The organism is Limibacter armeniacum (assembly GCF_036880985.1).
Taxonomy (GTDB): domain Bacteria; phylum Bacteroidota; class Bacteroidia; order Cytophagales; family Flammeovirgaceae; genus Limibacter; species Limibacter armeniacum.
Genome location: NZ_JBAJNO010000002.1, coordinates 290,849 through 303,726, shown reverse-complemented (window position 1 = coordinate 303,726; position 12,878 = coordinate 290,849). Strand labels below are relative to the sequence as shown.

8 protein-coding genes are annotated in these 12,878 nt (G+C 44.0%); all 8 read right to left on the bottom strand.

Annotated features, from left to right (window positions below):
- Nucleotides 1-39 precede the first annotated feature (39 nt).
- Entirely contained in the window at nt 40-234 is a 195-nt protein-coding gene (locus V6R21_RS02255; protein ID WP_334240497.1) for a hypothetical protein, read from the bottom strand.
- On the bottom strand, nt 227-796 hold the full coding sequence (locus tag V6R21_RS02250) for a helix-turn-helix domain-containing protein (RefSeq protein WP_334240496.1): 570 nt from the start codon (nt 794-796) through the stop codon (nt 227-229). Before V6R21_RS02250 ends, V6R21_RS02255 begins: the two co-directional genes overlap by 8 nt.
- Nucleotides 797-852: 56 nt before the next feature.
- Nucleotides 853-1,548, bottom strand: a complete 696-nt coding sequence (locus tag V6R21_RS02245; RefSeq protein WP_334240494.1) for a hypothetical protein — start codon at nt 1,546-1,548, stop codon at nt 853-855.
- Between the two features lie 248 nt (nt 1,549-1,796).
- Nucleotides 1,797-2,819, bottom strand: coding sequence for a BT_3987 domain-containing protein (locus V6R21_RS02240; protein WP_334240492.1), 1,023 nt, complete (start codon nt 2,817-2,819; stop codon nt 1,797-1,799).
- Between the two features lie 42 nt (nt 2,820-2,861).
- The gene (locus V6R21_RS02235) at nt 2,862-4,538 is read right to left on the bottom strand and encodes a RagB/SusD family nutrient uptake outer membrane protein (RefSeq protein WP_334240490.1); all 1,677 of its coding nucleotides are present in this window, start codon (nt 4,536-4,538) and stop codon (nt 2,862-2,864) included.
- A 19-nt stretch (nt 4,539-4,557) separates the two neighbouring features.
- Nucleotides 4,558-7,560 (bottom strand): SusC/RagA family TonB-linked outer membrane protein, encoded by a 3,003-nt coding sequence (locus V6R21_RS02230; RefSeq protein ID WP_334240488.1) that lies wholly within the window; start codon nt 7,558-7,560, stop codon nt 4,558-4,560.
- A 25-nt stretch (nt 7,561-7,585) separates the two neighbouring features.
- Complete coding sequence (locus V6R21_RS02225) at nt 7,586-9,364, bottom strand: RagB/SusD family nutrient uptake outer membrane protein (protein WP_334240485.1); 1,779 nt, start codon at nt 9,362-9,364, stop codon at nt 7,586-7,588.
- 12 nt (nt 9,365-9,376) lie between these two features.
- Entirely contained in the window at nt 9,377-12,490 is a 3,114-nt protein-coding gene (locus V6R21_RS02220) for a SusC/RagA family TonB-linked outer membrane protein (protein ID WP_334240483.1), read from the bottom strand.
- Nucleotides 12,491-12,878: the final 388 nt, after the last annotated feature.

The window sequence follows — 12,878 nt, the reverse complement described above, 5'->3', positions numbered from 1 at the left end:
CCTACAGGAACAAGCCAAGCAAGGTACCTGTAGGGGGCTTTAGGTTGGCTGATGGTTACGGATCACGTGAACTATTGCAACATCATCTGCAGCAGCACTACTCCTGTACTTTGCCTCTGAGTATTGGCACAAAAAAACCGGCAGCAAGGCTGTCGGCCGTAAGATTGTCAGGTCGCATGACACTTTCAGGCGATAAAGGAAGATAAACAGTACCTCTTGGCAACAGCTAGGCATACTGCTCCTGAGGCTGGGGCAAGATAACTTGTATCAGCTGGTGGGGGTGGTCAGGTTTGGCGGTCTGGAAGTCTCTTGCCCGTGGGACTAATTTCTTCCACTGGCTGAGCAACAGCCTGACATTGGGCCGGTTAAGACGGGGCTGAATGGGTTTCTCCCTCAGCTTGAAGAAGCTGGGGCTTCTGAAGGCTAAGCAGTTCCCTCCGGTACACTGTCTGAGGTAATGGTCCTCATAGTCTGCATGCCAGGCTGTACATACCCGCCCATAGGGAAGTGCCGCAGCTTTCCGGGGAAAGAGGTTGGGCAGGATCACGCCTGGCTTGCGGGCGCTCCCTCTTACAAAAAGCCTTGCCTGATACAGTTGCTCAGCCTTGAAGGGGTCATAGATGCCGTCAACGGAGTTGCGCTTCACCTCTCTGCATATGGTGGAGCGGTGTACTCCCAGTAGCTGGGCAATAACCGCCTGAGACCTGCCCATCTGCAGGAAGAGGCTGATCGCCATACGCTGTGCCTTGGTCAGGTGATGGAAAGATCGGAGAGGCGTGTTAAGGGACAGTATCATGCAGATAAAATAGGGAAAACCCTGCTACAAAAGCAAAGCCATGTATGTTCTTTACCCTATTGGCAACGGGTTTCAGCAGTAGCGGAATCGGTGGCCACTCCCTTTTCCACTGATGTATGGTAAAGCACGATCCTGTCGATTTGATGGTGCCTTGACCTCCCTGCTATTTGCAAGGTATATTGGCCAGGCTGGTCAAATTCAGCAAAGAGTTCCATCCCTTCGTGGTCACTGGTGCGGGTATGCCAGGTCCAGTCCAAGTGCTTGTTATGGTGGAACACTTTCATCCAACCATCGACAGATACCCCATTGGTATAAGGTTGTTTGTCTAAGCCTTTAGGGTATTTCTTTTGCCCTTTCAACTCACCGTAATAGGCTGAGGCATCCGGAAAGCGTACCCATGAATCATTGGCTTCCGTGGGGTTATCTCCCTCTCCAACCCTGTTTCTCCAGATAAAACAGTATCGTCCACCGGTCGTGATCTGAAATGAGACCGTGAGCATCCCACCTTGAGGTTGCCTGAAGCAGTTATCACCTTCCCATTCCATAAACCCTTTGCCTGTATAGTCATTACCTGATTGCTTCATAACCCAGCCACCCGTGTCAGGCAAGGAAGCCGCATCCATGATCACCATTTTGTTGACTTCCCTGTAGTCAGCCTGACAGGGACTGTTCTTGCCTGTTCCTTTCACGCCTGACAAAGACACTGTCAGCAGCAGCAGTAGCCCGCTCACCAGTATATATTGCTTATTCATCCTAGTTGTCTTGAAAAAGAAATCCCCAATCCTGCTGGGCAGCATGAGGGATTCCGATCTGATTATCTTAATGATGCAGATGTGTTATTGAAATCGGCAGTTTTGTGTTGGGGTCAACCGCCCCCGTAGGATCAGGGCTATGCCGTGTTCGATCGTACCACGGGCACGTGTTTCGTGGCGCCCAGTAAGGGTGTTTTGCGAGAGCACGCCATAGGCGTGATCCTACAATTGACCATATGGATACTACCTTACTCCACCACCTGCACGCTGATCTCTTCGAAGTGAATGCCTCTGTCCCTGAATACAAGCGTGTCCTGTACCTGGTGGGTCATTGCGCCGTCCACATAGCTGTAGCTCAGGTGCAGTACATCTCTTTTCTCACCACCCCATTCGTCGCCACCTTTTATCCACTCACAGGTACCATTTGCTGTCACAGCCACATTCGCCCCTTCCACAGCATCCACGGTGATTGTTTTCTCATCCGTTCCCAATGACAGATGCATCATATAATTACCGCCTTCTCCACTATTACGCCCTGTTCCATGAAGAATCACGCTGTTACGTCCCGAAGTTTCAGCACTCCACACCTCATCATTTACCACATAGTCTCTACGGTAGATCGCTGTGTCTACAGCGACACCAGTAGCATCATAGGCTATGTCAATCCCTCTGTGTAGATATTTGCCATGCAGCCCGTTAACGAACTTGATACCGAAAAGGGTAAAATCTTTTGGCTGTACATCCCAATGTGTCAGGATTCTGCGGTCAGGGTTCGCGATATTGGGTAGCCCCCTTAATACCGTATCAGCATTAGAACTTACGATCTTAAGCGGAATCATATAATGATCCTTAAATGCCATTGGATCATCCAGAAATGCGTCTGTCAGTTGTACCTGTATAAGCCCCTGAAAAGAGCCGGACGGAATGATTGCCTTACCATTCGGCGCCAATGTATAATACGACTCTGGCAAGGCCTCTACCGTATCACCATCTGCATTAATAAGATTAGAAGCCAAAGTATTGTCTACCTCAAACGACACTTCCCAATCTCGGGTATTCTCATACATACCTCCTACCCCTACGCCGATATGGAATTTCAACTCCTTATCCAGTGAGTTATCGATCCGATCCTCTCCCAGTGAGAGTGTACGTAGCGGATATTGTAGTGGAAAGTATACAGCCTTGTATTCAAAGTCTTCAAATTCCACTTCCTGATTTTCACATGCCTGTAGTCCACAAGCAAATGCCAGTATCAGCCATAGTTTTTTCATATTTCAATCTTTTAATTGATTCTCTTAAAAGTTCTTCTATTCCTATTGCCAACCTGTATTCTGTGGCAGATTATACTTCTGGGTTTCGCCATAGGGAACAGGTCCATACTGCATGTAATTGTTAAAGTTTCGAGCCTCCACAACCTTTACTTCGGCACTTCCATCTTCTGCTATAAAGATTCCTTTCGCTTCTTCGTTCAAAGGCTTGTCCCACCTTCTCAAATCCCAAAAACGGAAGCCTTCAAAGCTTAACTCCAGCCTTCTCTCATTTTGTACCAGTTCTCTAAACTGCGTTTTGGATACTGCTGCTACCAGATAAGCGTCTGTCATATCAATTCCCGCTCGTTTGCGAATAGCTGACACCACATCTCTTGCCGTAAACCCAATACCCAACGGATCAGCATCAGGTCCCCATGCTTCATTGGCTGCTTCGGCATAGATCAGGTATACTTCAGTAAATCGGATAAGTGTGTAGAAGTGTACCCCATTGGAAGTATTTTTTGGGTCGAGATTTACTGCCTCATTTATAAATTTTTTAAGGTAATAACCTGTACGGGTCGACTCCAAAGTGACATCTATACCGTCTTTGGCAGAAGATATACCTGTCAGGATAGTGTTTCCTTTTAACTTGCTTCCATTATAGATAATATACTCAGCCAAACGGGGGTCTCGGTTGGCGTATGGGTCACTTGGGTCATAACCACTCGCCGCATCCGTAATTGGAAAGCCGTTCTGCATAGGAAATGCATCTACCAGGTTTTGGGTTGGGTTGGTTCTACCTTTTCCAAAAAGTGATGGCGGGTAATTATTGGATTCTCTTCCAATGTTATTGACAAATTTATGTCTCCAGATGATATCTGAGTCATCTTGATCTTTGTAGAAGATATCCCCTGTAGCCGAAAGGGCTGACACTCCTCCATTTGCCTCAATCAACTTACCTGCCGCTAAAGCTGCCATCTCCCAATCTCCTTCACCTTCATTAAAAGCAGGGCTTGCTGCATGTAAGGCAACTCTTGCCTTCAGTGCCTGCACTGCCCATCCATTCATCCGGTTCTCGAACCTTTCTCCAAAAGTAGCATTGTAGTCTGAGTTTCCTGAATTCTCATACTTATCTGTCAGCAAAGCAAGGGCACTGTCACAATCTGCCATAATTTGTACGACACTCTCCTGATATGAACTTCTTGGTAATTTCCAGTCATCAGCGACAGTGAGTGACTTGGTCAATATAGGTACTCCCATCACCTCACCATTGACCACTCCTCCGTGCCTTTTAAGTAATTCAAATGTATACCATGCACGCAAGCCATAGGCTTCTCCTTTTAATCTTTGTGCGTGTAGACGATCCTGTTCCTCACTTTCCCACGACCATTCCACTTCATCAATCCTTTCCATAAACAAGTTGATGTAGTGAAGCTGCTCATAAGCCTTGTCCCAAATACCTATCGGGTTAAAGGTAGACGTCCACTCCCCTGTCGCCATTCTTAAAAAGTTGTCTCCTTTGTTATTGGTGACTGCATCATCAGTAGCCACCTCCTCAAAGTTATAATCTACTGGCAATGCCTGATATGCATTGAGCAGCAACCCTTCGGCAAAAGCGGGATTGGCCAGTACCTGTTCCTCTGTTAACTGATTGTCTCGCTCGGGTTCCAGAAAGCTGTTACACCCCAATACAACCGCCCCTGTCAACCCAATTATCGTATGTATGATTAGTCTTTTCATCGTTAGCGATTTTTATAGCTTAAAATGATGTCCTGAAGCCTACTGAATACAACCTTGTCTGCGGGTTACCGCCTACTGATAGCTGTCTTCTCTCACTCGAAGGTCCAATGGTCAACAGGTTATTACCCTTTATAAATAGGTTCGCATTCTTCATGGCTGCCTTATTTGCCCAGCTACTAGGTAAGTGGTAAGTCAACTGAACAACTCCAAGATTGAAATGATCGTCAGACACCATCCAGAAAGTAGAGTTTCTGAAGTTATTGGCATTGTTCTGTGCGCTCAGTCTCGGATAAGTCGCAGTAGAAGCCGATTCTGGTGTCCATCTTCCTTGTACAACCTCCGAATATTTTCGGTCCCCATAGACCCAGTCATAAGCAGAGTTGTAAATCACTTCTTTTCCCTTTTGAGCTGTTCCCAATGCAAACAATTCCAGGTTCTTATATTTCACTGAGAGATTCACCCCTAATGAGAGCCTTGCTCTTGAGTTTCCAATTAGTTGTTGGTCAGCCTCATCAATGATATTGTCTCCATTCAGGTCTTTATACTTGATATCACCAGGTTGTACTGCACCAAACGATTGGACTGGACTTGATTCGATTTCTTCCTGACTTTGGAAGAAACCTTCCGCCACATAGCCAAAGGTGGCATCAGTCGACTTGCCCTGCTTCAGCCTGTAACTGTCTTCAAATGCAGGTTCATCCACTTCCACTACTTTTGGTACTGCATACAGCAAATTAGCACCAAAAGTCATCAGTAAATCCCCTTTTTTCTTCCTCACATTAATGCCTAATTCCAAACCCTGATCGAGGTATTCCCCATAGTTTTCATAAGGCAAGTAACCTCCAAGGTAAGCTGGGTAAACATTGTTACGCTTTACAATAGAGTCGTAGAATTTGCTCCTGAAATAGTTGGCTTCCATATAAAGCTGATCCTTGAATGCAGCTAACTCAAAACCTGCGTTCAACTCAAACCTTTTGACCCATGACAGGTTAGGATTACCCACATTATTGATTTTCATGTAGTCATTCTGTGCCAGACCATCATAGTAAGTATAGGTACCGTTCTGCTGATAGGTATTGGTATAAAGGTAATAATCACTCACGCCCTGATCACTGTTGATCAGACCTGCACTTGCTTTCAGTTTCAAGAAGTTAATTAACTTATTTCCTTGTAGGAATGACTCCTCTGACAAAATCCATCCAGCACCCAATGCTGGCGAGAATGCCCAGCGATTGTCTTCATTCAACCTGAGAGTTCCAGCTTGTACTGCATCCAATTCCACCAGATATTTGTTATCAAAAGCATAGTGTGCTCTCAACCCAAAATGAAGATTCTTGTCATCCTGAATCACCCCTTCTGTCTGGAAACGGTCAGCGTAAGCCAAAGCCGTGACCGATACCATATGCTTTTCATTGAAAGTACGTTGGTAATCCAACATACCGTAATAGCCAATTCTTCTATAGAAGTAAGCATCTGATATATTGAGTTTACCGGATTGATCATCTGTGCCAATCCTGTTGAAAGCCAGACTGTCCGCCCCGTTTACTGACTGAAGCACCTGTGTTTCATACACTGCATAGGTATTGGTCTGATTGTTTTGAGAGTAATTATGGAAATCAAAGCTCAAAAATGACTTGAAAGTCAATCCTTTGGTAATACCGCTCAGGTCAAAGTCTAGTCCAGTATTCAATTGGGCTGTACGTTGTGTCAACTCTTCTGTTCCTGCCAAAGTCATGTCTCCATAGATATTGGTAGTATATTGCGATGTTCCTCCAAGCACATACTGGTTGTCAATTAGGGTAGCAGAATTACGCATCTCCTCGGGTAACAGACTTGCTGGAATCAGTGCTGGATAATTAAAAGGCAAAAATTCTGAGGCATTTTTCCAATAATCCCCTTTTGGTCCTTTCTGCTTGTCCAGAATCGCTACGACATCAAGACGTGCCGTGATATAGTCATTGATCGCAACATCTGTATTACCTCTGATATTGAATCGGTTGCTCTTTTCACTTTCTCCTGCTCCTGCATTTAGGAAAGAACCTGTCTGGTCCCAACCGATATTTAAATAATATTGCGCTACATCATTTCCTCCTGACATTTCAGTCAAAATCTTGCTGTAGGAATTATAGTCTTTCAGGTAACTATCGCTGTAGTAATTCTCGTTCGGATAGATCAATGGTAAACTGTCTTTGGACGCTATCCTAATCTGATCATCCGAAAACCTAGGGTCTCTTCCATCATTAGCCAATGCTTCATTATAAAGCTGCATATATTCTGGTGTACCCAAATATTTTGGGAGAGAAATGGCTTCCATTACACCAGTTTCGGCAAATACCCTAATTTGCTTCTTGTTAGCTTTTCCTCGTTTGGTAGTAACCAGTATTACCCCTTTATCTGCTTGAGAACCATAGAGCATTCTTGCCGTTACATCCCTCAGAACAGTAATCTTTTCCACTTCCAACAAGTTAATGGTATTAGCAGGTCTAGGAATCCCATCCACTACGACCAAGGCATCTCCTAGGCCTCTGACATTTAAACCTTGCAAGGTACCTGGCACCCTACCGTTCAGTGCTCCATAAACACTTTGTCTTGTATCCTGCTCAAAGATTTTATTGATATCGAGTGAAGTGGCACTGCCCACCATTAACCTTTTTGGCTGTTTTGAAAAGGGTACATTGACCATATCATCAGGTCCCATCTGATAAGGCGCGCTCTCCAATTCAATCCCTGCTGCACCTTTTATTTCACTTACAGTCAATACCTTTGTATAATGACCATCTGCTTCCAGCATCACTTTCCCCGTAGGGCTTGCCTTGATCGAAAACTTACCCGCTGCGTCTGTATAGGTTTCAATTGATCCTTCTTCAGACGAAACCAATACTCCTTCTACAGGGGAACCGTACTGATTTCTGACTTCTGAGGTAATAACCTCAAGTGCCTTTTTCTTCTGGGCATAGGCTCCTGCAGACATCAGTAAGCATAAACCTATGACCCCAATTATATATTTGATTGTAGCATTCATGATTTTAGGTTTTTAAGCTTCGATTTTACCATCCCGTATTTTGCCCGAAACCTTCATACAGTTGGGTCTGATTAACTGGAAGCGGTAACCAGTAATTGCGTTCATCAAACACACGATCCTGTATCCATACTTTCTTGAAATAGGTGTGGTTCTTGTCAAACTCTAGTCCATAAAGTGGCTTGTATTCAGGCAAGTGGGCTATATGCCAACGCCTTAAGTCAAACCAACGATGACCTTCAAAGCAAAACTCAATCGCTCGCTCATTTCTGATTTTCTCACGCAAAGCATCTTTTGAACCTGAAAACTCTGCTGTCAGGCTTGGCATGTTTGCCCTATTTCGGATAATGTTGACAGCTTCTGTAGCAGTCATACCGGTCTTCCCATTAAAAGTTGGTGCTTCGTTTGGCCCATAGACTTCGTTTACTGCTTCAGCATATATCAGGTAGATATCTGCCAACCTCAAGTGAGGGGCCTGAAAACGAAACTGATTCCAGTTCTTATCCACTTTGTTTACGCCAATTGGCCAATACTTTTTGATCATGTAGCCTGTACGACTGGCATCATTGCCCCTGTCCTGTCCACCTATGTACGTTTGGATGTAAGCAGCAGCATTATTGTTCTTCAGGATCCACTTGGTACCATCCAACAATATGGCATTATAGAATCTTGGGTCGCGTCCAGTCCAAGGGTCATTTGGATCATAGCCCGAAGAGGGGTGCTCAATTGGGTAACCATTCGCCATTTCGAAAAGGTCCACAATGTTTTGAGTAGGAGCTTCCATTACAGCATTGCCGCCGAAACGTCCCGGATTGAAGATCCTGCCGTGGAAGTTGTTCATTCTACTGTTACCTACACCAGGATTGATCGCTTCCCAAATTACCTCATCAGTCCAAGGAACTGACCCATCGTTCTTGTGGAAATTGTCAGAGTATGACGACCATGGCAATAACTTGTAAATACCCTTATCAGCCAATTCAATCACGTTCCATGCTGCTTCTGCTGTTCTTTCGCATAGTACTGTATTGTACTGGTAACCGTTGTCATCGTTCATCAATGGACTGGCTGCATACATCAGCGCTTTTGCTTTGATCCCCAATGCAGCTCCTTTTGTGGCTCTTCCAACAGTACTGCTTTGTGTCTCTGTTGAGATCAACTGCCCGAAAGAAGTACGGTCCCAATCTTCAGGTAACAACATGGCTGCTGTATCAAGATCCGCTATAAGACGCTCAGTCGTCTCTCTGTAAGAAAGCCTAGGCATCTGCATGTTATCAGACGGCTTGAAAGCTCGATCGATATAGGGAAGTCCTCCCCAAAACCTGATCAACTCCCAATGAAAATATGCCCTAAAGAAATGTGCCTGACCTTTTAGTAAATCCTTTTCTTCCTGCGTAGCGGATACTAGGTCGTCCATATGGGACAATGCTACATTAGCAGCTCGGATTCCATACCAAGATTCGCTCCACAAGCCTTTTTCAGTACCATTGTCAAGCTTGTATAGAATATTATGAAGTGTATTACTCCAAACATACCAGTAGTTGCCACCATCGAATGCGCCTGAAGGAGAAAAACCTCTGTTATTGATCACATGGTCACCATAATTAAGCGAACCAGTGATAGACTTCTGAAAATAAGGAATCACGTAACCATACATTTGATCCACAAAACCCTGAAAGTCTTCATAAGTACCAAATACGTCCTTTTCTGTCAGGTCCGCACTTTCAGTCTTATCCAAGTAATCATCACAAGCTGTCAGCAACCCAGTCAGCAGCAACAGCAACCAATATTTATATATTCTTTTCTTCATCAGTACCGTGCTTTAGAAGTTGATATTCATACCTAAGTTGTACCGTTTGACCATCGGGTAGTTTTCTCTTCCATAGTCTCCACCTTCCCTGTCTTCAATCATGTTAGTCCACAAAAACAGGTTGTTACCGTTAAGGAATATCTTGGTTTTGGTTATCCCCAGCTTTTTCAGGTATTCACTACTGAAAGTGTAAGCTAGTTCAGCGGTATTCAATCTCAGGTAAGAAGCATCCTTGATCCAGTAATCTCCTTTTGGCGAACCTGAATTGTAACGGATATGTGGATAAGTAGCTGTACCAGCTGTTTGCGGTGTCCATGAGTCATAATAATGGAATGGTCTCACAATTGAGTAACCAAGGTTATACTCTCCCATGTTGATCTTTCTGGAAACATTATGTGCACCATAGAATTGTAACATTAAACTGAATCCTTTGTAATCACCACCTAACGAGAAGTTATATGTGTATTGTGGGCGACTTGGGTAACCAAATGGTACAGCATCATAGGTATCAATTACGCCATCGGCATTGTAGTCTACGATTCTGAAGTCACCTGGCAGTGCTTCCGTATTGTTGGTTCCCATTACCCCAGTATACATCTCATCCCAGCTGTCAATAAAGTCATCTGTCAACTGTGTACGTGTCTGGTTTATTTGATACCCTTCACGCTTCTGGTAATCATAAGCCAGCTCAGGGTCTTCCATATACAGGATCTCATCCTTGGCAAAGTTGTAACTTGTTTTTGCCCAATAATGCAGACCAAAATCTGTTACATGATTGATATTGAGCTCCAATTCCCAACCGTGTGTCTTGGTTTCTCCAAGGTTGGCAGCTACAGGCGCAGCACCAAAGAATACTGGCACATTACGCTCTCTTCCATCCATAAAAATTCCGGTCCTGTGTTCCCAGAAATAGTCTAGGTTAATAGAGAGGAAATCGTTGAAAAATCCTGTTTCTATACCAATATTTTGCTTATGTGCGGTTTCCCAAGTAGCATCTGGGTTAGCAATAATGTCCTCACGATAAATGTCAAAACTATTCTGCAAGTAAGGATAGCCGAAATTCATATTGCCTCCCTGTACCCAACTAGACTGATACAGCCAACGAGCTACTCCTTGGTCACTACCTACTTTACCATCTGAGTACCTGAACTTGAGGTGATTCATCACCTTGGCTACAGGCTGAAAGAATTGCTCATTGGACACCAGCCAACCAAAGGCATAAGATGGGAAAAAGCCAAAGCGATATTCCTTTGAAAACTTTTCTGAACCGTTGTAAGCACCGTTAAATTCGGCAAAATAACGATCGTTGAAGTTATAGGTCAGCCTTCCTACCCAGTCTTCCCGATAAGATGGAAAGTTACTTCCTGTTGCACTTTCCTGTCTATTAAACAGCGCCAAACCTGTCACGTTGTGTTTACCGAACTTTCGACTATAGTTGACTGATGCCTGATAAAACAGCTGATACCTAGTCTTATTCAGGTCATTGTCATTATTCAGCTCTACAAACCTCTCTGGGTTGACCTGATAAGGTACAGGTACGTAATTGTAACCTGTCGTGCCCTGTCCTTGATTTAGATAGGTTATGGCAGCCAAACTATCTTCTGCTGTTTGTGCATCCACAATGCTTGGGTCAATATATTTTAGTAGTGTACCGAAGTCATTGATATCCTGCCCAGATGTCTCCAGATAAGTATCATAAGAGAAGCGTCCATTAAACGATAGTCCTTTGGTAATAAAGTCCAGTTTCTGGTTCAGTTTCAGGTCTGCCATCACAGATGTCCTGTTCTGGACATTGTAACCTCCATAATTGATAGCTGCGACACTGTTTTGGTACCTGTCGTCAACGGGGCTTTGTGCAAAAGTGCCATCAGTATACTGAACAGGGAAAAGATCAGGCGGAGCCTCGTAAACACCTTTCCAGAAAGTATCCCCATTACCTGCCGAAGACTTCTTCATCCCCAAGTACCCTGAAATGTCAGCTGTGAAAATAGTAGACGGTGTCACCTGAAAATCCAGATTACTCCTGAAGTTAAAACGATCATAGGAAAACTCTGGATCGTATCCCTGTCCAAAGTCTGTCGTCGCCAATACGTCTCCATCATGGGTATAAGCCAATGAAGCGAAATACTTGACGAACTTGGTACCGCCAGTAACGTTCATATTCATCCTATGTGACATCGCATAGTCTTCAGTCATATAATCAGACCAATTAACATCTGGATAAATTTCCGGCAAATCCTGTAAACGGTAATGTTCCAAAATCTCGGTAGGTGTATAAAAACCCCAAGTGTTCTCATTGATTACCACCTGATTTTCGACTGCACGGTTACGTAATGCAAGCGCCTGATACGAACCAAGTACCTCGGGTATTTTGGATATTTGCTTCACGGAAGCATTTGCCGAAAAAGTTAATTCTGGTTTACCCTCTGCTCCTCTTTTGGTTGTTATCAGGATCACCCCATTGGCTCCTTTTACACCAAATACGGCAGTTGCTGAAGCATCTTTGAGAACAGAAATGCTTTCTACCTCACTAGGGTCGATATCATTCATATCCCTTTCTACCCCATTGACCAAAATAAGCGGTCCACCTCCATTCCAGGTAGACTGCCCCCTGATCAGGATACTAGAAGCATTAGCACCTGGCTCGCCTGTAGTTGAGATAGTAGCCACCCCTGGTAGCAAACCAGTCAGTGCGTTGGAAAGGCTGGTTACACCACCTGTCCTGTTAATTTCTTCTGCAGTTGCATTGGTTATAGCCCCGACAACGCTCTCCTTCTTTTGCTCACCATACCCAACTACTACAATCTCGTCCAAAGCAGTAACATCCAGTTCCAAACCAATATCCATCACACTAGCTGTGCCGACCTTTACTTCCTGAGTCTTAAACCCTATATAAGAAAATACAAGGATTGACTCATTTGTAACATTTAAGGAGTATTGCCCTTCAAAATCAGTAAGTGTTCCGGTTTGGGTTCCTTTAACCTTAACATTAACCCCTGGTAAAGGACTATTGTCATCAGTTGAAATCACCTGTCCTTTTAGGATCCTTTGCTGTCCAGAAGCTTCAGCAAAGCTGAACAGCAAGAGCATCATGCATAAAATCCATTGTATAGAAACGTGTTTCATTGAAATAATTTTTTGGATTACTATTGTGCCCCATTGGGGGGCAGTGCATAGTCAAATCTAGATGAAACCCTATTGATGGATTTGCTTATTTGTTTGTATGATTTTCAGTTTTAGCATATCTGTACATTTGACACATATAAAGTGTACGATTGTAAATGATTGTTAAAATTATAAGATCCTGTACATATGGACAAATGACAATAGAACAAACCTTACCAGCTTAAAAAGGATATAATACCTCTAAATACACCCCATTTCGCTTAGAAATTAGCATAACAAGCCATGCAGCACTACCCTATCCTAATAAATAGTGTAATGATGACAGGGTATAAATTTTCAAATATGACAGAAAGTTGAGACGGGAAATGGGCTCTTTAAAATGTTGGAA

Coding starts and splice junctions, on each gene's coding strand:
- V6R21_RS02255 (WP_334240497.1), bottom strand. CDS start 234: ATGCCTAGCTGTTGCCAAGAGGTACTGTTTATCTTCCTTTATCGCCTG.
- V6R21_RS02250 (WP_334240496.1), bottom strand. CDS start 796: ATGATACTGTCCCTTAACACGCCTCTCCGATCTTTCCATCACCTGACC.
- V6R21_RS02245 (WP_334240494.1), bottom strand. CDS start 1,548: ATGAATAAGCAATATATACTGGTGAGCGGGCTACTGCTGCTGCTGACA.
- V6R21_RS02240 (WP_334240492.1), bottom strand. CDS start 2,819: ATGAAAAAACTATGGCTGATACTGGCATTTGCTTGTGGACTACAGGCA.
- V6R21_RS02235 (WP_334240490.1), bottom strand. CDS start 4,538: ATGAAAAGACTAATCATACATACGATAATTGGGTTGACAGGGGCGGTT.
- V6R21_RS02230 (WP_334240488.1), bottom strand. CDS start 7,560: ATGAATGCTACAATCAAATATATAATTGGGGTCATAGGTTTATGCTTA.
- V6R21_RS02225 (WP_334240485.1), bottom strand. CDS start 9,364: ATGAAGAAAAGAATATATAAATATTGGTTGCTGTTGCTGCTGACTGGG.
- V6R21_RS02220 (WP_334240483.1), bottom strand. CDS start 12,490: ATGAAACACGTTTCTATACAATGGATTTTATGCATGATGCTCTTGCTG.